The organism is Mesorhizobium sp. WSM4809, assembly GCF_055811655.1.
The window spans coordinates 73,168-93,991 of the sequence record NZ_JBVVQW010000014.1 but is presented as its reverse complement, the minus strand read 5'-3'; the positions used below and the strand labels follow the sequence as shown (position 1 = coordinate 93,991).

23 protein-coding genes and 2 tRNA genes are annotated in these 20,824 nt (G+C 62.1%); 8 read left to right on the top strand and 17 right to left on the bottom strand.

Annotation, left to right across the window (positions count from 1 at the left end):
- Positions 1–209 precede the first annotated feature (209 nt).
- The 5 genes from AC0L24_RS26270 to AC0L24_RS26250 all read left to right on the top strand — a co-directional run bounded on the left by AC0L24_RS26270 (position 210) and on the right by AC0L24_RS26250 (position 5,144).
- Positions 210–1,376 (top strand): ROK family transcriptional regulator, encoded by a 1,167-nt coding sequence (locus tag AC0L24_RS26270; protein WP_128289767.1) that lies wholly within the window; start codon positions 210–212, stop codon positions 1,374–1,376.
- Positions 1,373–2,137 (top strand): ATP-binding cassette domain-containing protein, encoded by a 765-nt coding sequence (locus AC0L24_RS26265; protein ID WP_473564319.1) that lies wholly within the window; start codon positions 1,373–1,375, stop codon positions 2,135–2,137. Before AC0L24_RS26270 ends, AC0L24_RS26265 begins: the two co-directional genes overlap by 4 nt.
- Positions 2,138–2,176: 39 nt before the next feature.
- Positions 2,177–3,217 carry a sugar ABC transporter substrate-binding protein gene (locus AC0L24_RS26260; RefSeq protein ID WP_128289765.1) on the top strand — a complete coding sequence of 347 codons (1,041 nt, stop codon included), beginning with the start codon at positions 2,177–2,179 and terminating at the stop codon, positions 3,215–3,217.
- A gap of 147 nt (positions 3,218–3,364) precedes the next feature.
- Positions 3,365–4,360, top strand: coding sequence for an ABC transporter permease (locus tag AC0L24_RS26255; protein WP_013532177.1), 996 nt, complete (start codon positions 3,365–3,367; stop codon positions 4,358–4,360).
- Positions 4,361–4,373: 13 nt separating this feature from the next.
- On the top strand, positions 4,374–5,144 hold the full coding sequence (locus tag AC0L24_RS26250; protein WP_127810673.1) for an SDR family NAD(P)-dependent oxidoreductase: 771 nt from the start codon (positions 4,374–4,376) through the stop codon (positions 5,142–5,144).
- A 63-nt stretch (positions 5,145–5,207) separates the two neighbouring features.
- Here AC0L24_RS26250 and AC0L24_RS26245 read toward each other — a convergent pair.
- A tRNA-Val gene (locus tag AC0L24_RS26245) sits at positions 5,208–5,283 on the bottom strand.
- A 216-nt stretch (positions 5,284–5,499) separates the two neighbouring features.
- On the opposite strand from AC0L24_RS26245, the gene AC0L24_RS26240 reads away from it, so the two are divergent.
- A tRNA-Asp gene (locus AC0L24_RS26240) sits at positions 5,500–5,576 on the top strand.
- 64 nt (positions 5,577–5,640) lie between these two features.
- On the opposite strand, the gene AC0L24_RS26235 is transcribed toward AC0L24_RS26240, so the two are convergent.
- From AC0L24_RS26235 to AC0L24_RS26220, 4 genes are all read right to left on the bottom strand, one after another.
- Positions 5,641–6,834 carry a hypothetical protein gene (locus AC0L24_RS26235; RefSeq protein ID WP_473564317.1) on the bottom strand — a complete coding sequence of 398 codons (1,194 nt, stop codon included), beginning with the start codon at positions 6,832–6,834 and terminating at the stop codon, positions 5,641–5,643.
- Positions 6,827–7,153, bottom strand: coding sequence for a hypothetical protein (locus tag AC0L24_RS26230; protein WP_473564316.1), 327 nt, complete (start codon positions 7,151–7,153; stop codon positions 6,827–6,829). Before AC0L24_RS26230 ends, AC0L24_RS26235 begins: the two co-directional genes overlap by 8 nt.
- A complete protein-coding gene (locus tag AC0L24_RS26225) occupies positions 7,154–7,768 on the bottom strand; it encodes a hypothetical protein (protein ID WP_473564315.1) in 615 nt (204 codons plus the stop codon).
- A 162-nt stretch (positions 7,769–7,930) separates the two neighbouring features.
- Positions 7,931–8,593: a hypothetical protein gene (locus tag AC0L24_RS26220; RefSeq protein ID WP_473564313.1), complete on the bottom strand. Its 663-nt coding sequence runs from the start codon at positions 8,591–8,593 to the stop codon at positions 7,931–7,933.
- A gap of 453 nt (positions 8,594–9,046) precedes the next feature.
- On the opposite strand from AC0L24_RS26220, the gene AC0L24_RS26215 reads away from it, so the two are divergent.
- Positions 9,047–9,280 (top strand): hypothetical protein, encoded by a 234-nt coding sequence (locus AC0L24_RS26215; RefSeq protein ID WP_473564311.1) that lies wholly within the window; start codon positions 9,047–9,049, stop codon positions 9,278–9,280.
- A 30-nt stretch (positions 9,281–9,310) separates the two neighbouring features.
- On the opposite strand, the gene AC0L24_RS26210 is transcribed toward AC0L24_RS26215, so the two are convergent.
- From AC0L24_RS26210 to AC0L24_RS26155, 12 genes are all read right to left on the bottom strand, one after another.
- Positions 9,311–10,627 carry a hypothetical protein gene (locus AC0L24_RS26210; RefSeq protein ID WP_473564310.1) on the bottom strand — a complete coding sequence of 439 codons (1,317 nt, stop codon included), beginning with the start codon at positions 10,625–10,627 and terminating at the stop codon, positions 9,311–9,313.
- A gap of 3 nt (positions 10,628–10,630) precedes the next feature.
- Positions 10,631–11,041, bottom strand: coding sequence for a putative Ig domain-containing protein (locus AC0L24_RS26205; RefSeq protein ID WP_473564309.1), 411 nt, complete (start codon positions 11,039–11,041; stop codon positions 10,631–10,633).
- A 2-nt stretch (positions 11,042–11,043) separates the two neighbouring features.
- Positions 11,044–11,916, bottom strand: coding sequence for a hypothetical protein (locus AC0L24_RS26200; protein WP_473564307.1), 873 nt, complete (start codon positions 11,914–11,916; stop codon positions 11,044–11,046).
- Positions 11,900–12,097, bottom strand: coding sequence for a hypothetical protein (locus AC0L24_RS26195; protein ID WP_473564306.1), 198 nt, complete (start codon positions 12,095–12,097; stop codon positions 11,900–11,902). The genes AC0L24_RS26200 and AC0L24_RS26195 overlap by 17 nt, the downstream gene beginning before the upstream one ends.
- 69 nt (positions 12,098–12,166) lie before the next feature.
- Positions 12,167–13,393, bottom strand: a complete 1,227-nt coding sequence (locus AC0L24_RS26190; protein WP_473564304.1) for a phage major capsid protein — start codon at positions 13,391–13,393, stop codon at positions 12,167–12,169.
- 5 nt (positions 13,394–13,398) lie between these two features.
- A complete protein-coding gene (locus AC0L24_RS26185) occupies positions 13,399–14,199 on the bottom strand; it encodes an HK97 family phage prohead protease (RefSeq protein ID WP_473564302.1) in 801 nt (266 codons plus the stop codon).
- Between the two features lie 5 nt (positions 14,200–14,204).
- Positions 14,205–14,474, bottom strand: a complete 270-nt coding sequence (locus tag AC0L24_RS26180; protein ID WP_473564301.1) for a hypothetical protein — start codon at positions 14,472–14,474, stop codon at positions 14,205–14,207.
- Between the two features lie 12 nt (positions 14,475–14,486).
- Positions 14,487–14,723, bottom strand: a complete 237-nt coding sequence (locus AC0L24_RS26175) for a hypothetical protein (protein WP_473564300.1) — start codon at positions 14,721–14,723, stop codon at positions 14,487–14,489.
- A gap of 284 nt (positions 14,724–15,007) precedes the next feature.
- Complete coding sequence (locus AC0L24_RS26170; protein ID WP_473564299.1) at positions 15,008–15,763, bottom strand: helix-turn-helix domain-containing protein; 756 nt, start codon at positions 15,761–15,763, stop codon at positions 15,008–15,010.
- A 463-nt stretch (positions 15,764–16,226) separates the two neighbouring features.
- Positions 16,227–17,171, bottom strand: a complete 945-nt coding sequence (gene rbsK / locus AC0L24_RS26165; RefSeq protein ID WP_127810674.1) for a ribokinase — start codon at positions 17,169–17,171, stop codon at positions 16,227–16,229.
- Between the two features lie 4 nt (positions 17,172–17,175).
- Positions 17,176–17,628 carry an RbsD/FucU family protein gene (locus AC0L24_RS26160; protein WP_127266590.1) on the bottom strand — a complete coding sequence of 151 codons (453 nt, stop codon included), beginning with the start codon at positions 17,626–17,628 and terminating at the stop codon, positions 17,176–17,178.
- 21 nt (positions 17,629–17,649) lie between these two features.
- Positions 17,650–18,708 carry an ABC transporter ATP-binding protein gene (locus AC0L24_RS26155; protein WP_127266589.1) on the bottom strand — a complete coding sequence of 353 codons (1,059 nt, stop codon included), beginning with the start codon at positions 18,706–18,708 and terminating at the stop codon, positions 17,650–17,652.
- Positions 18,709–18,996: 288 nt separating this feature from the next.
- Here AC0L24_RS26155 and AC0L24_RS26150 point away from each other — a divergent pair, with 288 nt between their 5' ends.
- Entirely contained in the window at positions 18,997–20,661 is a 1,665-nt protein-coding gene (locus AC0L24_RS26150) for an ABC transporter substrate-binding protein (RefSeq protein WP_013532183.1), read from the top strand.
- Positions 20,662–20,824 lie beyond the last annotated feature (163 nt).

The window sequence follows — 20,824 nt, the reverse complement described above, 5'->3', positions numbered from 1 at the left end:
CTTTGTCAGATCAACGGTCGCGGGGTTCGCTCACCATTGAAGGGGTTTCGCCACGGCGGCAATCGGCCAGGGCGACGCGTGGGCAGGTCCTGAACCGAATAGGCCCTCCACGGCCTTCCCTGGAAACTTCGTCGTGAATTTATTTTTGAATTCCATTTGACTGAATAAATAAGCAATGCAAAGCTGCGCTCTCCTAAGGGGCGCAAGGCATGGCACTGCGGGGGACCAATCAGGAGTTCGGGCGGCCGTACAATCGGCGCATCGTGCTTGAGTCCATCCGCCTTCATGGACCGATCGCCCGCGGCGAGATCGCCCGGCGCGTCGGCCTCACCGTCCAGACGGTATCGACCATCGTTCGCGAACTGGAAGATCAGGACTACATCCTGTCGCTGCGCGAAGAGCCGAAGGGGCGCGGCCTGCCGCCGGCGACGCTGCGGATCAACCCCGAGGGCGGCTATGCCGTCGGCATCCACATCACTCCGCTTGGTATCAGCGCCGCCTTGATCAATCTGAGCGGCGACGTGATCGAGAGCATTTACCGCGAAGCGCCGAATGCGACGCCGGACCACGCCTTCGAACTGATCGGGGCGATGGTGGTGGAATTGACCAGACTGCGGGCTGGCGGGCGGGTGCTCGGGGTCGGCATGGCCCTGCCCGGCCCATTCGACGTGGAGTCCATGAGTTTCGTCGGGCCAACCACCATGACCGGCTGGAAGGATGTGGCGCTGCGCGAACGGCTGGCGGCCTCCACCGGATTACCGGCCTTCTTTGAAACCGATATGGCAGCGGCCGCCATGGGCGAGCGCCTCTACGGCCTCGGCGCCCAGTTTTCCGAATATTACTATCTCTATTTCGGCGTTGGCCTTGGCGGCGTCATGGTTCATGAGGGCAGCGCCTTGCGCGGCGCCTGGGGAAATGCCGGCGAGATCGGGCATATTCCCGTTATTCCGGGCGGCGAGGCTTGCCCGTGCGGCAACAGCGGCTGTCTCGAAAGATATTTGTCGCTCGAGGCACTCCGGCGCTGGAACGGCAGCGAGGCGGATTGGGTCGCCGAAGTCGCACCGATCTTTCACAACGCCGTCGCCGTCATCGAGAACCTGTTCGACCCGGAGACGGTCATCCTCGGCGGGCTGGCGTCCACCGACCTGCTCGAAATGCTGGCTGGTTCGGCCGGAGGCCTGCACAACTCCGTCTCGGCCCGCAAGGACCGCACGACGCCCAGGGTTGTGGTCGCGCGCGGCGGACAGCATTCCGTGCTGCGCGGCGCCGCCGCCCTTGCGGTTTCCGGGGTGCTGTCACCTCGCTTCGGGCAGATGTTCGCGGCCGAACGCGAACGCGAGCGCGACCTTCTCAAAGGCAGGGAGATTGCGGCATGAGTGAACCCCTGCTGGTGCTCGACAACGTCACCAAGAACTATGGCGCGATCGAAGCGCTCAAGGGGATCTGCTTCTCGATCGGCAAGGGCGAGGTCGTGGCGCTGCTGGGCGACAACGGCGCCGGCAAATCGACACTGGTGAAGATCATATCGGGCGGACTGGAGCCGACGTCGGGTCGCATGCTGTTCGAGGGCAAGGAATTCCTTGCCAAATCACCGGCCGAGGCCAAGGCCGCGGGCATCGAGACCGTCTATCAGGATCTCTCGCTGTGCACCAATGTCGACGTGGTCGCCAATTTCTTCATGGGCCGTGAGATCACACGCAAGTTTCTCGGCATTCCCGTGCTCGACGAGCACGCCATGGAAGCCGTCGTTGGAAAGGCGCTGGCCAATGCCGGCACCCGCATTCCCTCGCTGCGGGCCAATGTCGAGCATCTCTCGGGCGGCCAGCGGCAAGCCATCGAGCTCAACCGTTTCGTGCACTGGGGTGGCAAGCTGGTGCTGCTCGACGAACCGTTCGCCGCCCTCGGCGTCGAACAGACACGGCGCGGCCTCGACATGATCCGCCAGGTGGCGAACCAGGGCATCGGCGTCGTCATCATCACCCATATCATGCAGCAGGCTTTTCAGGTCGCCGACCGGATCGTGGTGATCCGCCAGGGCGTTGTGGCCGGCGATGTCGCACGCAATAAAACAAGTCCCGATGCGGTGATCAACATGATCACCGGTGAGACGCTTGCCGGTGCCGGACCGACAGGCTGAGGGACAAAAGAGGGGTCCGGCTTAAGAGGAGCGAACGACATGAAGCGAATACTTCTTGCTGTCTTCGGTATCCTTGCACTGGCCTTTGCCACGCTCACGCCGGCATTCGCCCAGTCCAAGGGTATCGTCTACTATATGGTGCCGACCCTGCTGGACGAGTTCCAGACCGGCTCGGTGAGCGCGCTGGAACTGTTCCTGAAGCAGACCGGCTACGAGATGAAGACGCTGAACGCCGACAACAAGACCGACGCCCAGCAATCGCAGATGAACGACGTCATCGCGCTGAAGCCGGCGGCCATCATCCTGGCGGCAGTCGACTTCAATGCCCTGAAACCGTCGATCGAGGCGGCCCGGGCCGCCGGCATCCCGGTGGTCGAGTTCGACCGCCAGATCACCTCGACGCCATCCGACTTCACCTCTGTCGCCGGAACGGTCGAGATCGGCTACGTCGCCGCCGACCAGGCCGAGAAGCTGCTGAAGGCAAAGCACGGTTCGGTGAAGGGCAAGGTGCTGCAAGTCCTCGGCGATCCCGGCGATCCCTACACGCTCGACATCCAGAAGGGCTTCGAGGAGAAGATGAAGGCGTTTCCCGACGTCAAGATCATCTCGCTTCCGGCCATGCAGTGGGAAGCCAGCAATGCCGGCACAATCGTTGCCGACCAGATGCTGGCGAACCCGGACATCGACCTGATCTTCAGCCATGCCGCGCACCTTTCGGTCGCTGCCGTCGCCTCGCTCGAGGCGGCCGGCAAAAAGCCGGGCGACGTCATGCTGATGAGCTCGAACGGCGCTCCGGTCGGCCTCGACCTGATCCGCAAGGGCTGGCTCAACGCCGAAATCGAGCAGCCGCTCTACGCGCAGGCCGCGGCTGTCGCGATGTTCATGGACAGGATCGTCAAGAAGCAAGAGATCAAGCCCGGTGAATACGACGTGCTCGGCTTGAAATCGACCGTGACCAAGGAAGCCTGGGGTCCGAACATCAAGATCCCCGGTGCCGCCATCACCAAGGAGAACGTCGACAACCCGGCCTTCTGGGGCAACCAGAAGCCGCCGACGGACACCGTCAAGCCGGTCGAATAGTCATTGAAAGCGCTCCGGGCCGTAACGGCCCGGAGCCTACCCTTTCACAACGCCGCGTCCAAAAGACGCCGTGGCGAATTTGAATCCGCGCCCGAACCCGACGAAATCGAATTGATTTCGCGGGGCATGCGCCAACCGGATCAGCCCATGAACCCGCGCACACGCAAAGCCCTGGAGTTCGTACTCGACAACCTCGTCTGGTTCATGTTGCTGTTCGTGCTGGTGGTCTTCTCCATCTTCGTCCCGAACTACTTTCAGCTCGGCATCTTCGCCAACATCATCGAGGCTTCCAGCGTGCTCGGCGTCATGTCGATCGGCCTGGCGCTGGTGATCATCGCCGGCCACATGGATCTGTCGGTCGAATCCGTCGCAGCGCTTAGCGCCATGGCGGTCGGCATCCTGTTTTGCTCGTCGGGCATCGGCATGGGCGTGCAGTTGCATCCCGAATGGCTGATGGTTCCGGTTTCGCTGCTGCTGGCGCTGGCAGTCGGCGGCCTCATCGGCGCCTTCAACGGCTATCTGGTGGTCAAGGTGAAGATGAGCGCTTTCATCATCACGCTGGCGTCCTACATCTGGGTGCGCGGCCTCGTGCTGGTCGTGTCGGGCGGCCGCTCGGCGCAGGATCTTGCACCGGCCATCCGCTGGTTCGGCATCCAGCGCCTTGTCGGCCTGCCGCTCACCGCCTGGATCGCGGTTGGCTGTTTCGTGGTCTTTTCGCTGATCATGGCCAAGACGCCATTCGGCCGGCATCTCGTGATGATCGGCGGCAACGAGACGGCGACCTTCCGCGCCGGCATCCGGGTGAACCGTAATCTCATCATCGCCTTCGTGCTTGCCGGCGCGATTGCCGGCCTTGCCGGCTGGCTGCTGGCGATCCGCACCTCGGGCGCCACCGCCAATCTTGGCGTCGGCTTGCTGTTCAACGCCTTCGCCGCGGTCGTCATCGGCGGGGTCAGCCTGAAAGGCGGTGTCGGCACCCTCCCCGGCGTGTATGCCGGCGTACTTTTGCTCTCGGCCATCAACACGGCGATCAATTTGATGGGCCTGCCGGCCAATTTCACCCAGGTGATCCACGGCCTGCTGGTGTTGGCCGCAGTGCTGCTCGACGCCTTCAAGCAAACCATTCGCCAAAGACTCGCATGACAGGACGGCTCGCATGACCAATCGGTTACAAGACAAGGTAGCGCTGATCATCGGCAGCGCCCGCGGCATCGGCAAGGGCATTGCGCTACGCTTTGCCGAGGAAGGCGCAAGGCTGGTGCTGGCCGACACCGAGGCCGAGGCCGGGCAAGCCACCGCTGACGAACTGGGCGCCCCCTTCATCCGCACCGACATCTCGCAAATGAGCGACGCCGAGGCCGCCGTGGCGCTGGCGCTGAAGCAGCATGGCCGCCTCGATATCATCGTGCAGAATGCCGGCATCTATCCCTGGCAGCTGATCGAGAACACCAGCGCCGACGACTGGGACCGCGTCATGGCGGTCAACCTGCGCGGCACCTTCAATGCCAGCCGCGCGGCCTTGGTGCCGATGAAGGCGCAAGGCTTCGGCCGTATGCTCTACACCTCGTCCATCACCGGCCCGCATGTCACCAGCCCCGGCCACGGCCACTATTCGGCCAGCAAGGCCGGCATCAACGGCTTCATCCGCGCCGCCGCGCTCGAATTCTCCGGCTACGGCATCACCGTCAACGGTGTCGAGCCCGGCAACATCCTGACCGAAGCCATCGAGCTGCATCGCGGCGCGGCCTACATCAAGAACATGGAGGACTCCATCCCGCTCGGCCGCCTCGGCAGCCCGCGCGACGTCGCCAACGCCTTCCTGTTCCTCGCCTCCGACGACGCCAGCTACATCACCGGCACGACCATTGTTGTCGATGGTGGGCAGCTGTTGCCGGAAGGCAATGATTTTCGGCTGCTGCCGCCGTGATTGCAGCATCTACCGAACGACTCGGTTCCGTGTCTTGGCAACAGTTTGAATGGACTAATGGAATGGTGGGCGATGACGGGCTCGAACCGCCGACATCTTCGGTGTAAACGAAGCGCTCTACCAACTGAGCTAATCGCCCGCTCCGGGCCGGACCTTTAAGCGGTCAGGGTCCGCTTCGCAAGGCCAAATGAGCGCAGGATGCCCTGGTTGGATGCCGGTTTTGCCAACAAAACGCCGGCTGTCAAAAAACCTTCTCCTGTTTGCTGTTATGCTGTCCTGTCACGCTTGACACCCGGTGGCGAACCCCTTATCCAGCGCCCCAACGACGAACACGGCTGACACGTGTTCGCCATGCGCGGGTGTAGCTCAGTTGGTTAGAGTGCCGGCCTGTCACGCCGGAGGTCGCGGGTTCGAGCCCCGTCACTCGCGCCACTCTCAATCTCTTGCTTTGCAAGGGTTTTAATGAGGGTGGCGCTGCGGGAACTTTGGACGGGTTTCAACTTTTTTCTCCGCCGAGTTTCAACTTTTTGTATTCATTCTGTTCGTGACCGAGCAGCTTGCGCCCCCTGAGGCGGCTGGCATCGGCAGAGCGCACGGCGGCCAGGTTGACCGGCATATAGGTCTTCTGCAGCGCCTTGTTCTCATCGATCGAATTGCCCATCTTGGCGGATATCGCTTCGACCGACGCACCTCCGGCATTGGCCTCGACCGCGCCGGAACGCCGCATGTCCATCAACCGGCGCTTTTCTCCTTCCCCAAACACAAGGCTGCGGAGATCGGCGAAGTCGTCGACCAGCGCATCTTTGGTGTAAGGCACGCCCGGGCGCGGCCTGCCGCCCTTCGGGCCCGGCGCGAAGCCGCGCGAGCGGAAGATCGGCGCGTCGTCGAGCAGGATGACGCCCAGCGATTCGACGTATGCCAACACCAGGCGCTGCGTGCGCGGCGACAGCGTGCCGAAAGCTGCCTCGCCGCTCTTGCTGCGTTCGATCAGAAAACCCCATTCCTGCGCCGTCTGCATCGCCTGCGCCGGGGTCAGCGTGCGCACATCGACCGGGGAGAAGCTTGTGTCCCAGGCGACCGCGATGATGCAGGCCAGGCCGCGGTAGCCCGCGCGCCATGTCCCCTTGACCATGCGCACCACCTCGCCTTCCGTCCACGTCTGACGGCGCGGCGGTGGCGTCTTGCGGCGGATTGCCAGCGACGGATCCGACTTCGGCTGACACAACCTCATGCTGGCCATCACGTTGTAAAGTGCCCGCCAAGTCTTCATGGCGCGGTAGGCGATGTCGATGCCCTTGGCCCGCAGCAGGCGTGCGTACCATTCATCCAGCAGTTCGAGCGAAATGTCGGCCGGCGGCAGATCGGCAAAATAGGGTTCGATGTACGTCCAGCCGCGCTCCCAATCTTCGCGAGTGCGTGGCGCCAGACGCTTCCAGGCCTCGGTGCGGCGGTACCGGGCGAACGCGTCGCCAATCGAGTTCTTCGGCCAGCTGTCAAGCCGAGGCGCTTCCCTGCCCTTCCTGAAAGCCTGCCAACGATCTTCCCAAAGCCTCGCCAGAGCCCAGGCGTTCGGACCGTCGACGCCACACGGGATGCACTGGAAACCGGCAGCCACCATCTTCGGGGTTGGCAACCAGTAGCCATATCTGGCCTTGCGGATGACGTAGTGCTTGAGCTTGATCTCAACCAAGGGTCGCGAGCCTCGCCTTCACGAGGTCAGCGCTTGCGCCTATATGGGGAACGCCCAGCTGCGGCGGCACGCCGAGCCCTGAGCGGCGATCTTGCCAGGCATCGATCGCCACTAGGTCGAAATTGCCGGTGATCGAGCAGGCCGGTGGGAAACCGTCCGCCAGCAGCGCCACCAGCAGCTCGGCGAATTCCTTGGCCGTCAAATGCAGTCGCCGCGCCGCCTTCTCGGCGGGGACAAGACGTGGCTCGACGCGAAAGCGGATACTGCTGGCCGACGGTGGCAAACCGCTCCCTGACTGCGTTGCGTCGGCGCGGCGCATTTAGGCCTCTTCCTTCGCCTTCGCATCGGCGTAGCCCGCGCCAAGGTTGCTGCCCGGCATCATCATCTCCAAGCGAATCTGAGCCAGAAGATTTCCAGTGATGACCAGCTGATGGCCGCAATAGTGCGAACCGGTTGCGGCATAACCGTCTGCACTGCCAGCCGCGTGTTCGATGATCGCCTTGTCGTCGGCGAAGAGAAGGACCCGGCGCGCGCCGGCGGCGGCATCGCCTTCCTGGGGCGCCATGACGGCAATCGCAATTGCGCCGTCGGAATGGATTTCGAGCCGCTCGATGAGTGGATCGTTCGCGCTAAGCGCAGCTGCGAGCAATACCGCCAGTTGAAGCTTATCGCCATAAGCGTGGGCGAAGGGAGGCGGCACTAATGTCAAATCCATCACTCTAACCATCACCGGGCCAGCATCGCTGGCGCGGCGAGCGACCAGGCAAAGAAGCGCGAGCGCGACATGCAGTGGTTCCATGTCCGGAGCGTGCGGTCCTCTCGGTCCGAAGGGCACCAGGTTGAGGGAGCGCAATGGCCGGAAGCGCTGGTCCATTTCGCCAAACGTACCATTAGATAGGCGGGCAAATGTCTTCTGAAGGTCGGCAGCGTTCATGGATATAATGCCCTTCTGTTGATTCCACAGATAGACCCCATCAACTAGGTTGGTCAACAGTGATAGTCACAAAAGGGACAGTCGTGCACAAAAATCACCCGGCGGGAGACCCTGCCGATATACCGGCAGGGGTTGGTCGGCAGCCAGGCAAAGCCACCCAATTCAGCCGGTTACAGCGTCTGTCGCCCCGTGAAACACGCTTCCCCAATGGTCGATGCGGGCGGCGATCGCGGCGTCGCTTTCACCTCGATCGGTCATGGCGTCTACCTCATCGAGTATCTCATCGAATGCTTTGCGCAACCGTCTTGCCACGTCTGCCGGCAACCGGCTCAAACGTTCGTCGATGCTGGGAAAAACCTTCCCGTCTGGAATGTTTTCGATCGACTTCGCGGCGGATCTATCGTCGGTAGCGGCAACACCTGCAAATGCGGCACCGGCAGCCAGGCCAGTGGTCATCAAAGTGCGGCGGGAGACGTGCTGGTTCATGAAATTGTCCTCTACAACTACTGATTCTGATTTTGACATCGCGGGCTCGCATGCCGCGCGTGAATTCCAGGGCATCAGCAGGCGAGCGACGAGACCCGGACGGTGTGAATCACGGGTATAAGCGGCGGCATCAGGCTCGCCACCAGGTCTTATGGTTTCCGACATGTAAATTTCCTCGCGGTTCGAACCGGCTTTCCACAGCCGGCGGATCATAATTCCCGTGAGGAATTTTGATCCATCTCGGCGGGCGGCGCCGAAGCCGGGGGTTGGAAACCTGCCGCGAGACAGGTCGAACGGTTTTAAGCTTTCGCTCTGGACATAGCGTTCGCCCCCGGCCATAAAAGCCGAGTTGGAACGCCCGCCAAGGCGTCACCAAGCGCTCAGAGCCTGCCAAGGCTCCTGCGCCTCAGCAGACACCTTCGACGCCAATCGAGGTTCCTGCTTATCGCGGTCAGGGTTTCCACACCCACTGACACGCTGCTCTTATTCGCCAAAATCGTCAAGCGCCTCCCTCGTCTAGGGGAGCGGCTTGCGCAAGACTGCACATAGGCGCAATAAATGAAGTTTAACGGGGAAGCTAAATTTGAGCACTCGCTGGATCTACACTCAACCAGGTCAAACCGCTTACTATCAAGAGGACAACAGCATCTACACGGTTGGCGGCGCTTACGCCTTCTGGGTCGATTCGGGATGGTGGTATCGAGTTCCAGACGGCCAAGCTGCCTACTACATCGCGGACAATTGGGTATACACTCCCAACGGCAAGCCCTCATTCTACTATGGCGACTGACGATGGCGATCGATCCACAAGACCTTGTGCGATGGGGTGCCGTCGGCAGCCAAGCTGCTTTCATGATTCTGATCGATGTTCTTTTCAAGAAGGGTGTGCTTGCCGCCACCGACATGGACGCAATTCAGGAATACCTGACGGACATGGGTGGCAACTATGAGTTGAAGCCTTATGAGCGCGCTTCAATAGATGAAATGTCAGATACATTTGCAAAGTTGCGCCCCGACCGGGCCTGAATTTCTCCAAGGGGAAACCATGAGCCTTGGCTAGGTCAGTGTTACTTTCGGATCGATGTAGAAAGTGGACGACGCCTTTGCCGCCCTAACCCTGAGAAACACCCACCCCTTCTGTTGAGGCGTGAAGGTCACCACTAGCTTGAAGCTGGTGCTAGAGCCGCCCCATGTCCCGGAGCCTGCATCCTGACCGGCCCCCGCGGCCAAGACATTCGCCTTGCTGTCGTTGACGAACGAGGCAAGCGGCGACGAGGCGTCGCCAAGGTATTCGGCCTCCACCCAGATCTCGTCGTCATTGGGAACGGCACCCCCGCCCCAGATGCCTTCGATCGTAGCGGTCACGGTAGAGCCGGTGACATCGTTCCATATCGCGATCGGAGGAGTTTCGAAGGGCAGCGTCCAGAAAGCGTTGGCGGTCGTGACGATCTTCCAGGCCAAGGGTGTCGTTCCGTCAGATGCACCGCCGGTGTGGACGATCGTCGTTTCCTCGGTCAGCGTGCCCGAGTAGCGGTAGCGGCCCTGGTTGTAACTGACGCCGCCGGAACCGGATCTGACATAGTCGATTTCTGCGGCACCTTGGTTGGAGGGTGTCGCGGCAAGCGTCACCGCGGCGTTGAGCTTGCAATCGGTGAAAGAATAGATTGCCGTGGGACCCGTACCCGCACCGACAATGGTTTTGCCCGAGCCGGCAGCACTCAGGTCGACGCCACGAACCTCTACCACCTGGGCGTCGGCGTTGCCTCCATTGATGAAAAGCGTCGTTGGGATCGTGCCGAGCAGCGCCGAAGCTGTATTAGACCAAGTGACCTTACCCACGACCTTAGCGGCCTGACCGGCATTGGCGAACGACAGCGTGGTGTTCTCCAAAGCCGTGTAACACGAGTCTAGAGAACCAACATTAATTCGGCAGGCGGCCCCGGTCGAGGCGATGCGTAGCGAGCAATTTTTCATCGCCACGATCTGGTTGCTGCCGTTTCCCACGTTGAGCTGGGCTGTGCTGCTTGAACCAGTGCCTGTGGTGAAGATGATGCCATCGATGTAGACGCCGCCGCTCCCCAGGCTCATGGAGCTCGCACCAGATGAGTTTACCGCAGCAGTGGCTCGCAGGTCGGCGGCGACAGGCGGGACCGACCCGGAATGATTGACGCAGATGGCCTTGCTGGGAGTTGCCGCTGTTCCGGGGAACGTAAGGGTAAGACCCGCAGTCGTTTCGGAGTGATCCTCGGAAACATAGAAGATGTCGCCGGCCGCCTTGCCCGAGAGCGCAGTGGCAAGCGTCGTATAAGCATTGGCCCAATCGGCGCCTGTTGCGGCACCGCCCGCGCCCGAGCGAACATAATATGCGGTCATGGACTATGCCTCATTGATGTAGGTTCCAGGTACCATCGACTGGCGCGGGCCATTGCTGTTCACGTAGGCGCCTAGCGTCATGGCCTGGCGGGTTGCGCCTGACAGGGAGACGGTAATCGTAAAGGAGGGCAGATCAGCCGTGGCGGTCACACCGTCGGTCACGCGCACCGAAAGGCTGGCGTAAGTTCCGGGCGTAGTTGGCGTCCCTGAAACCACGCCGGTTGATGAGTTGATCGAGATGCCAGCCGGCCAACTGCCAACCAGCGAATAGGTATAGGGCAGCGTGCCGGCGCTCGCCGTCACGGTGAAGCCCGTATAGGCGATATCTTCGGTGGCAGTTGTGATCGGCGTTCCAGACAGGGAGAGCGACCGTAACCCGCCGACACGAATACCGCTGGCAAAGCCCGGCAACATGGTTAGACCTTCATGTCGTTGGCAGAGAAGACATAGAAGTTTGAGGCCGTCACACACAGGATGTTGAGCACGTCCACCGATGCCGCTGCCGTGGTCAGAACCGGTTCCGTGCCGCCTGGAAACTTGTACTGATTGCCATATGCAAGTGTCCGTGTGCCGGCCCCGTCTTGCGTGATGATGATCGTCCGCCATGTTCCCGGCTGGCCATTCGTCGGGTTGTCGAGCGTGCGATTGCCGCCGATCGTCAGCGAGCGGTTGATGCCGGCATCCCAATCGAGCGCGATGTTGGCGCCATCAGTCAGCGCCACAAATGCCGATGCGCTTTCTATCAGGTCAGAGGTCAGCACCTTGTTGGACGCCGCGGCGCGCACATTGGCATCGCTGGCTTTCGCCATGCCATCCTTGAGCACCTTGCCGGTTGTGCCGTCATACTGCGCAAAAGCGCCGTCCGTAGCCGAGGCCGGGCCGACAACGTCACCTGCTACGCCGCCTCCTGACGCCGCGATCACTGCTCCGTCAAGGCTGTTTGTTGTCCCGTCCGTCTTGAAGATGCCAATCTTTCCGGCAGGTACGCTGATCGTTGTCGATCCTTTCGCAACCGTGATCGAGTCCGTCGCGTCGGTATTGTGGACGAGGAACAGCGCCCGTTTGACGGCCGGCAACGTCAGGATCCTGGTGGCTGACAAACCACTGGGAACAAATGTCATTGCGGATCGAAACTGACTCGCTGTGAGCGTGACGTTGCCCGCCGAAAAGTCGACCGCCAAAATGTCTCCAAAGGCATTGCCGAGAGCAGCGTCGCCATCGTTCGAGGTCTGCCATTGCCCGTCTGCCTGGCTATCGGCAATAGCTGGAATGTTAAGATCGTGCGCCATGGCCGGCGGCCTCCAAATACCGTTCGGCCAGCCCCTTGGCGAGCTTCAAAATATCGTCTTGCTCGAATCCCCGCGCCCTGCAGCGCGCCTGAAATTGCATAAACTCCAGGGTGATGGGAAAGAACGGGCTCGGCGTTTTGCAGCCGTCCTCGTCGACATCGCTTGATGCGCCCTGCGGCATGTTTCTTCACCTCCGTTTATGGGAACAGGCGGCGGCACAGACCCAAATGCCGCCGCCTTCCTTCTGTGATCAGGCCTCGCACTTCAGAAGCTTGATGGCCTCGCTGTTCGCCACATCGCCGCCAACGCGTTCATAGGCGCAGAATTTGACGAGCGGCCGGGCCGTGTAGGGATCCCGCATCACCCGGATATTCTGCATCTGGACGATGGTGTAGCCGATCATGAAATTGCCGAACGCAACCGGGAAAGTGTTGGCGCCGAGGTCCGGCATATCTTCGTTCACGACAACCGGATAGCCAAGCAGCAGGGGGCGCTGCCCTTCGGCCAATGCGTCGGTCCAAAGGTATTGCCCGGTCGTATCCTTGAACTTGCGAACACTGCCGGTCGTGGTCGAGTTCATCATCCAAACCGCGCCCTTCCGATAAGGTGCCCGCAACGTGTAGACGAGATCGATGAGCTTATCGGCGGGATTGCTTGCCGCGAAGCCGGATGCGCCAGCAGTTTTGACATACTGAAGGGTCCCGTAATCGCGCGTGGCGTCGGCGGTCGTCACAGGTGTCGGCCCAGTCAGGAAGCCCTGTGGCTTCCCGACGCTGTCGCCAGTGACGAACGCCACGCCCTCGGACCGAGCGAACTTGGTGGCGATCTTGCCGTCGATCCAGGCGCCGAGGTCGCGATTTGACGTGTCGAGCAGCTTTTGGGTGAGCGGCGCCTGGGCGTCCAGCTCGTGCAGTGGAATGCGCAACTTGCCGACGTCCGGCGTTGCAGTGTCGGAGCGTGATGCGGTCTCGCCGACCCAATTGGCCCCGGCCTCGTCGAAATCGACCGGCTCTTCCCACGCATCGCCGCTCGTGATGGTGATGATGCGGGCAACCTGCCGCATCGGGCTCTGATCCCACAGCTTGGTGACCCAGCCGTCAGACTGCTCGGCGTTGACGAGATAGCCGCCCGCCGGATCCGAACCGACAGACATTGTCTTGTACTCACCAGCAGCAGCCGGATCACCAGTGCGCGCGACGTCGGCGAATAGGTTTTTCACTTCGACCGCGTGGGCGGCTTGGTCGACGGCGTCACCGCCTCCAAGTTTCGTGCGGCCAAGCTTGAGCTCGAGGCCTTCACGTTCCTTGCTCTCTGCGGCGAGCTTCTTTTCAAGCTCGGTGAATTTGTCGGCCGTTGTCTTGGCTGCGGCCTTGACCTCCAAGTGATACTTGTCGAAGGCCGATTTCAGTTCGACCAGGTCGCCAGGCTCTTCCTTGGTTTCGAGCCGGACACCGCGTAGCGGATTGATGTGTTTCATGGGAGTTACCCTTTCCTGATTTCAGTGGTTGCGGAATGCACGGCCGCCAGCAGATTGGCCGCATCAGTATCTTCACTGCGGAGGGCGGACCATCCGCCCGCCGCGATCTTGCGTGCCGCCGACTTTGGAAAGCCCGAGGCGCGTAGAAAGCCTTCAAAATCCCGGCTGGATGCCATGCCCTTCACGCCATCGACGCGGGCCGCCTCGTTGCTCGGGAAGGTCACGAGCGACACTTCCCACAGCTTCAGCGCTTTGAGGCGACGGGTGCCTTCACGGTCGACCGAGGCGCCGCCAGACATCACCTGGTAGCCGATTGACATGCCGTTGAACGCGCCTTGCAGGAGCAATGCACGCGCTTCGCGACCGTCGTTCGTGTCGAGGTTGAGCCGTCCGGTGAGCTTGAGGCCTCGGGCATCCTCGCTAGCCGCTTGCCAGACGCCAATCGGCCGTTCCGGATCATGCGACCAGAGCATTGCCGGCATCTGGCCCTTCGCCCGGTAGTCGAGCAGCGAGGCTGAGAAGGCGCCGGCCTCGACGATGTCGCCCTGACGATCGCGAACGCCGAATACGCTGCCGTAGCCCGAGATGACTCCGGCGTTGACCTGGTCGGCCGCGAGCTTCAGCTCGATTCCGGCCGACATTATGGGTTCGATGAAGTTCTTTGTGGAAACGCTCACTGGCGCACCTCTGGCGTGAAAGGGTTCGAAAGCTTCGAACTCATCACCCGGCGTCCCGCCGGTGCTCTGAGGTGCGGCTCTAGCGTCTCGCCAGCTGCGCGCGACCAGAAATATCCGCTGCTTCGCCATCCAGGTCAAGCCGGCTTATCGAGGCTGTGGACAAGTCGCAGCTTCGGCGGGTCGAGATCGCGGAAGCCTGCGGCCATGTCGTCTAGGATTTGCGCCACATCCGGCGCCTTGGCGCCGAGCGACAGAAGCACAACGGCAGCACCACGGATCGCGCCCTCGACGATGCATTCCGGCGGCATGCCCTTCGGCCCGAAGCGAGGCCACAAGGCTGCCACCGCCTCCATAATGATCTTCACATTTGCGTCGTGCTCGACGTAATCCTCGGTCTGCAGCATGGCTGGAGGCTCCTAGTTTTTGACAGGTTCAAATTTGGCGAAGGCGCCCTGGGCGATTCGGTCGGCGGCGGCCCGCAGTTCGCCGGCGGTATGTGCGGCGCCGTACTCAGCGACTGACACTGCGACGCCGAAGGTCAGCAGCCTGTCGATGTAAACCGCCGCTGGAATGCCGACGGCGTTCATGGCGTCGACGGCCTGATGGATTAGCTGGTCGGCCTTGGCCTGGTGTTTCTTCACGATCTCGCCCATTCGGAAAAATTTATTCGGAAACTTGCGCCCACAAAAACTTCATTATGGAAGCCGGTCTGGCGGCTTGCGCCTCTGGACTTTTGACCTCCCCCCACCCCTGCGGGCCTCGGTCAGGATCCTGTCTTCGTCGGCCTCCGAGATGTTCCCAGTTCGCGCTCTGGCGCGTTCCAGGTTGGCGCCTCCGGCGCATTCAGTCGAACAGTAGATAGGCCGCCTGCCGCGATGCTTCGTCGACTGGACCATCTCAGAGCCGCACCACTTGCATGCTCTGCGCACCTGATCGTTCATGGCTTTGCCCCTGCCGCTTCGGCTGCCAGCTTGGCTTCGTATTCCCGGAGGAACTTCGGTTTGTAGGTCGTCAGCGGCTTATCGACCTTGCTCCCGACAGGAACGACACCGCCGGTCTTCGGTCGGTCGGGCAACCCCTTCCACTTCCGCTCTCGCAGATAGGTTGCGAAGGTGCAGAACACGGTTCGGCCACCTGCCTTGCCGGCAATGAGAAACCGACCTATGTCGATTTTCGCATCGGCGCGATCGTCAGGCGACAGTGCTTCCCATGCCTCCAAAGCATCAGTTCGACTGTCGTGTGCACCTGTCGGCCAGGCCTTCAGCGCCATTTCGAACTCAGCGTTCTCGCGCGCTCTTTCTCTAATTCGTTTATCAGGGGTCGTTAACATTGGTGCCCGCTCATGGGTGGGCACCCCCTGCCCATCCTGGGCGGGCACCCCTGCCCACCCGTGGGCACCCTCTGCAACGTCCAAAACGACGCGATACTCGTGCGCAGTGTCGGCGCCGCTGTCGCGTACGACTGGTCGATGTTCAAGGTAGCCAGCTGCAACGAGGCGGCCGATCGAGCGCTGCACTGTTGAGCGCCCGCATCTCAGCTCTTTCGCCATCTTGACCTGGGACCGGCAGCACCAGCCGCGACGATCCGTGTGTCGCCCGAACAGCGCGAGCACCTGCAGATCGCGCCCTTCCAATTTTGGATCCGTGACAGCGTCGGCAGGGATAATCGAGAACCTTGGAAGGCCGTGGCTCATCGCACCGCCTCGCGGAGCGCGGCGATCGCCTGCAACGCCGTCAGGCCGAACCTATGCCGCAAGGCGGGAATGATCGGGCGCTCGCACGCCTCCCGGTTCGCCGCGTACCATCTTGCAGCTTCATCGATGACTGCGGACGATGCATGGCAAAGACCGGTGGTTCCGCCGATAGGCAGGTCAGGGCAGTCAGTTTCAACTTTCGGGTATTTTACCGCCCGTTCGCTGCCTTCAGAAATCGAAACTATTGCTGAATTTGTTCTAGAATTTACTGGCCTGTCACGCCGGAGGTCGCGGGTTCGAGCCCCGTCACTCGCGCCATTTCTCTCAAGGGTATCAAGCTCTTGGCTTCAGAGAAATGTCGACATTGATTGTCAAAAACATTGTCTTGCAAGAGACCTGAGGTCCAAGAGACCTGAGGTCACTCAGGTCCTTTCAGCCCTTGCCTACGCTTGGCCCTGCAAGATCACCCCCTCGCCAGCAGTGCCTCGACCTCCTGCAATGTCGGCATCGACGGTGCAGTCCCCGGTCGCGTCACGGAGATACCGGCGACGGCGCAGGCGAAGCGCACCGCCTGCAGCGGCTCCACGCCCCTCGAAAGTGCTGCGGCAAGCCCGCCATTGAAGGCATCGCCTGCCCCCGTGGTTTCGACCACCGGGCCGGCGCTGACGGCTGGAAGATGGTCGGAGCGCTCCTTCGAGTGCAAAAGCGCGCCCTTGTCGCCGAGCGTGACGATGACCGTGCCGACCCCCTTTTTCAGCAGACTGTCCGCGGCGGCTCGCGCCTCGTCGACCGAGGACACCTTCATCCCGGTCAGTTCCTCCGTCTCGGTCTCGTTGGGCGTGAGATAGTCGCACAGCGTGTAGATGCGGTCGGGAAGCTTTGCCGCGGGGGCCGGGTTGAGGATCGTCGTCACCCCTGCCCCACGCGCGATCTCCAGCGCCCGCATGGCTGCTTCGATCGGCTGTTCGAGTTGGGTGACAAAGACGCCGGCATTGCTGATCAATGCAGCATTGGCTTCGATATCGGCTGGAGAGATCAGCATGGCAGCACCGGGGCTGACGATGATGGCGTTGTTGCCGGTGGTCTCCTCGACGAAGATGTAGGCCGCACCGGTGTAGCTTTCCGGCGTATCGATGACGGCATTTTTCACGCCCGCCTGCGCCCAGGTCTGCCTCGCCATGTCGGCGAAGGGATCGACGCCGAGGCGGGTGAGGAAGGTGACGTCGGCGCCGAGCTTGCCGGCGGCAACCGCCTGGTTAGAACCCTTGCCGCCCGGCCCCAGCGTGAAGGATGTGCCGAGGATGGTTTCGCCCATGCGCGGCTGCCGCTGCGCCCTGTAGGCGGTGTCGGCGACGAACACACCCAATATGACGACAGGCTTCATGACGACCGGCTTGCCCGAAGCCATGCCGCTACTGCGCATCCGGCGGCACGACGCCCTTGCGAAAGGCGAAGCAGCCGTAGAAGCGGCGCTCACCTGTCTGGATGACGCAATAGGCCTGTTTGGCGCGCTCGTAGAAGGCATAGCGCTCGACCGCGATCATCGGCCACGACTTGCCCTCGGCCTTGTCGACCTCCCTTTGCACTTCGCTTTGTACGGGCGGAATTTCGTCGGGCTTGCCGACGATTTCCATGCGCGCGGCCGAGTCGTCGACGAATGTATCCAGTGGGTAGAGCGACAGCACCGCCTTGACCACTTGCGCCGCCGAGGCATCGATGCGCAGCACGCGGCCGAGCGCGGTCTGGCGCGCCACCGAATCGGACGGAAAATTGGTGTCGGCGATGATCAGATCATCGCCATGCCCCATTGCCCGCAATGCCTGCAGCACGTCGGCATTGAGCAGCGGGTTGATGCCTTTGAGCATGGTATTCCTCGTGAGTTGGGATCAGAGACGCTTGCCGGTCTCTGCGTCGAAAAGATGGATCTGGTCGAGTCGTGGCTTCAGCTTCAACGTATCGCCCGGCTTGAAGTCGTGACGCTCGCGAAACAGCGCCACCATCTCGCCTTCGCCGAAGCGCAGGAACACCAGCGTTTCCGAGCCGGTCGGCTCGACCACCGAAATCTTCGCCGGCACGCCGTCGGGATGGATTTCGAGATGCTCCGGTCGCACGCCATAAACGACGGCTTGCCCGTCCTGTGCGGCGTTGCCCGATGCGATCGGGAACAGCGTGCCCGCGATGTCGACACCGGGCTTGTCGCCTTTGCGCATGGTGCCCTTGAGCAGGTTCATCGACGGCGAGCCGATGAAGCCGGCGACAAACAGGTTGGCCGGTCTGTCGAACAGCTCCAGCGGCGCGCCGACCTGCTCGATGCGGCCGTCGCGCATGACGACTATCTTGTCGGCCATGGTCATGGCCTCGATCTGGTCGTGGGTGACATAGATGGTGGTGGTCTTCAGCCTCTGGTGCAGTTCCTTGATCTCGGTGCGCATCTGCACGCGCAGCTTGGCGTCGAGATTGGACAGCGGCTCGTCGAACAGGAAGACCTGCGGATTGCGCACGATGGCACGGCCCATGGCCACGCGCTGTCGCTGGCCGCCGGAAAGCTGGCGGGGATAGCGCTTCAGATAGGGATTGAGGTCGAGGATATCGGCGGCGCGCTTGACCCGCTCGGCGACCAAGGCCGGATCGGTTTTCCTGAGCTTGAGCGCGAAGGCCATGTTCTGCTCGACCGTTTTGTGCGGATAGAGCGCATAGTTCTGGAACACCATGGCGATGTCGCGCTTGGCCGGCGGCAGATGATTGACGACGCGGTCGCCGATGGCGATCGTACCGGCGGAGACGGTCTCCAGCCCAGCCACCATCCTGAGCAATGTGGACTTACCGCAACCCGAAGGGCCAACCAGCACCACGAACTGTCCGTCTGCGATATCGACGCTGACTTCGTGCAGAACCTTGACCGTTCCAAAGGCCTTGGCCACCTTGCTGATCGCGACTTGCGCCATGTCTCCCCCATCGGCTCCATTAGCCGTAGGCGCAGAAGCTAACCAACGCGACCTGTCAGGGCAAGTCGGTCCCTTATAGATAAAAACCCGTTCTCGTTGACACGGCGTTTGGTTGTGAGAATAGTGGCTGGCGCTGGTCAAAATGTCGGTACCCGATCCGCAGGGAAATTCAATCGACGCAGGGTGGGGTCCTGCCTAATTCGTTTCCGAAACGGGAGCATCGTTGGCGCTCCGGCGTCCGACAGTTGGCCGATTTATTCACACTGATGTTCTGGGAGGAAATAGGCGATGAGAACGGGTCTTTACGACAAACTGGTTCGAGCCGGCGCCACAAGGCGCGACATATTGAAGGGCGCGGCCAGCATGGCCGCGATCGCAGCCGCATCCGGCGCCGGACTTGGCGCCTTGACGCGCCCGGCCTCAGCGGCAAGCGAATTGCGCACAAAAATCCTGCAGATCCCAGGCGTCGGCAAAGGCCAGCCGACGGACGCCGATTTCCAGAAGGTCGGGGAACTCTGCCTCGAGGCGACCAAGGCCAATGTCAAGGAAGGCGAATTCGCCGGCGTCGAGCTGACCTTCATGGGTCTCAACAACCAGAACCTGCACAATGTGCTGTTCCGCGGCTTCCTGAAGCCGTGGGAGACCTACACCGGCGCCAAGATCAACTGGATCGACCTGGCGCAGGCCGATTACAACGCCCGCCTGCAGCAGTCGATCGCGACCGGCACCGTCGATTTCGACATCATCGAAATGGGCGCGCCGTTCGAAGGCGATGTCTGCGGCAAGGGCCTGACGTCGGAAATGCCCGACTGGGTCAAGACCCAGATCGATTTCGACGATCTGGTCAGCTACCTGAAGCCGCCGGTCGGCACCTGGGACGGCAAGCAATACCGCGTGACCGTCGACGGCGACGCGCACAACTTCAACTACCGCACCGACGTGTTCGCCGATGCCGACCTCGCCAAGGCCTGGAAGGACGGCGGTGGTGAAGGTGAATGGGGCGTGCCGAAGACCTGGCAGCAGGTTCAGGCAGTGACCAAGTTCCTCAAGGGCAAGAAGCTCAAGGACCAGGACGTCTATGGCTATCTGGACGCGCCAAAGCCCTGGGGCGGCTTCGGCTTCTATTTCCTTGGCAGCCGCGCCACCGCTTATGCCAAGCACCCCGACGACAAGGCCTGGCTGTTCGACGCCGACACGATGAAGCCGCGCGTCAACAATCCGGCCTGGGTGCGCGCCATCCAGGACGTCATCGACGCGCTGCCGTCCGAACCCGCCGACCAGATCAATGCCGATCCGAACACGACCGCCTTCCAGCAGTTCCTGGCCGGCACCGGCTCGATGGTCACCTGGTGGGGCGACGTCGGCTCAAACGTCAAGACCAACGACTCTTCCGTCGTCGGCGACGTAACCGGCTTCTCGATCCTGCCGGGCTCCGACGATGTCTACAATGCGAAGACCGGCGCCTGGGACAAGCTTGCCAGCGGCCCGAACTATGCGCCCAACTGCGCCTATCTCGGCTGGGGCGTCTATGTGATGGCCCGCGTCGATGCCGACGAAAAGAAGAAGAAGGCGGCATGGTCCGCCGCCGCCCATCTCGGCGGCAAGGACCTGTCGATCTGGACGGCGATGTATCCGTCGGGCTTCCAGCCCTACCGCAACTCGCATTTCGACATTCCCGAATGGGTGGCGGCCGGCTACGACGAGGCCTTCATCACCTCCTACCTCAAGTCGGAATCAGACAGCTACAACCATCCGAACGCGGCGATCGAGCCACGCATCCCCGGCATCTTCCAATACTACAGCGCCGCCGAGGACATCCTGGCCAACACTTTCGCCGGCAAGATGAAGGCGCAGGAAGGCGCCGACGCCATCGCGGCGGCCTGGGAGAAGCTGACCGATCAGATCGGCCGCGACAACCAGATCAAGCTCTACAAAGCCTCGCTCGGCATGTAGGCTGGCCTATGAACCGTGGGGGGGGGGGGGCCGCCGGCCCCCGGAGGGAGGGGGCCCCCCCCCCCCGCCCCCCCCGCCCGGGGGCGGGGGGGGGGGGGGGCGGCGCGGGGCGCGGGTTGGAAAGGGGCCCGCCCCGCCCCCCGAAAAAAATCGCCCGGGGGAC

What these genes read in the sequence shown, in the direction of transcription:
- AC0L24_RS26270 (WP_128289767.1), top strand. Translation starts at nt 210, where the DNA reads ATGGCACTGCGGGGGACCAATCAGGAGTTCGGGCGGCCGTACAATCGG.
- AC0L24_RS26265 (WP_473564319.1), top strand. Translation starts at nt 1,373, where the DNA reads ATGAGTGAACCCCTGCTGGTGCTCGACAACGTCACCAAGAACTATGGC.
- AC0L24_RS26260 (WP_128289765.1), top strand. Translation starts at nt 2,177, where the DNA reads ATGAAGCGAATACTTCTTGCTGTCTTCGGTATCCTTGCACTGGCCTTT.
- AC0L24_RS26255 (WP_013532177.1), top strand. Translation starts at nt 3,365, where the DNA reads ATGAACCCGCGCACACGCAAAGCCCTGGAGTTCGTACTCGACAACCTC.
- AC0L24_RS26250 (WP_127810673.1), top strand. Translation starts at nt 4,374, where the DNA reads ATGACCAATCGGTTACAAGACAAGGTAGCGCTGATCATCGGCAGCGCC.
- AC0L24_RS26230 (WP_473564316.1), bottom strand. Translation starts at nt 7,153, where the DNA reads ATGCGCCGCGCCGACGCAACGCAGTCAGGGAGCGGTTTGCCACCGTCG.
- AC0L24_RS26225 (WP_473564315.1), bottom strand. Translation starts at nt 7,768, where the DNA reads ATGAACGCTGCCGACCTTCAGAAGACATTTGCCCGCCTATCTAATGGT.
- AC0L24_RS26220 (WP_473564313.1), bottom strand. Translation starts at nt 8,593, where the DNA reads ATGGCCGGGGGCGAACGCTATGTCCAGAGCGAAAGCTTAAAACCGTTC.
- AC0L24_RS26215 (WP_473564311.1), top strand. Translation starts at nt 9,047, where the DNA reads ATGGCGATCGATCCACAAGACCTTGTGCGATGGGGTGCCGTCGGCAGC.
- AC0L24_RS26210 (WP_473564310.1), bottom strand. Translation starts at nt 10,627, where the DNA reads ATGACCGCATATTATGTTCGCTCGGGCGCGGGCGGTGCCGCAACAGGC.
- AC0L24_RS26205 (WP_473564309.1), bottom strand. Translation starts at nt 11,041, where the DNA reads ATGTTGCCGGGCTTTGCCAGCGGTATTCGTGTCGGCGGGTTACGGTCG.
- AC0L24_RS26200 (WP_473564307.1), bottom strand. Translation starts at nt 11,916, where the DNA reads ATGGCGCACGATCTTAACATTCCAGCTATTGCCGATAGCCAGGCAGAC.
- AC0L24_RS26195 (WP_473564306.1), bottom strand. Translation starts at nt 12,097, where the DNA reads ATGCCGCAGGGCGCATCAAGCGATGTCGACGAGGACGGCTGCAAAACG.
- AC0L24_RS26190 (WP_473564304.1), bottom strand. Translation starts at nt 13,393, where the DNA reads ATGAAACACATCAATCCGCTACGCGGTGTCCGGCTCGAAACCAAGGAA.
- AC0L24_RS26185 (WP_473564302.1), bottom strand. Translation starts at nt 14,199, where the DNA reads ATGGCGAAGCAGCGGATATTTCTGGTCGCGCGCAGCTGGCGAGACGCT.
- AC0L24_RS26180 (WP_473564301.1), bottom strand. Translation starts at nt 14,474, where the DNA reads ATGCTGCAGACCGAGGATTACGTCGAGCACGACGCAAATGTGAAGATC.
- AC0L24_RS26175 (WP_473564300.1), bottom strand. Translation starts at nt 14,723, where the DNA reads ATGGGCGAGATCGTGAAGAAACACCAGGCCAAGGCCGACCAGCTAATC.
- AC0L24_RS26170 (WP_473564299.1), bottom strand. Translation starts at nt 15,763, where the DNA reads ATGAGCCACGGCCTTCCAAGGTTCTCGATTATCCCTGCCGACGCTGTC.
- rbsK (WP_127810674.1), bottom strand. Translation starts at nt 17,171, where the DNA reads ATGGCTTCGGGCAAGCCGGTCGTCATGAAGCCTGTCGTCATATTGGGT.
- AC0L24_RS26160 (WP_127266590.1), bottom strand. Translation starts at nt 17,628, where the DNA reads ATGCTCAAAGGCATCAACCCGCTGCTCAATGCCGACGTGCTGCAGGCA.
- AC0L24_RS26155 (WP_127266589.1), bottom strand. Translation starts at nt 18,708, where the DNA reads ATGGCGCAAGTCGCGATCAGCAAGGTGGCCAAGGCCTTTGGAACGGTC.
- AC0L24_RS26150 (WP_013532183.1), top strand. Translation starts at nt 18,997, where the DNA reads ATGAGAACGGGTCTTTACGACAAACTGGTTCGAGCCGGCGCCACAAGG.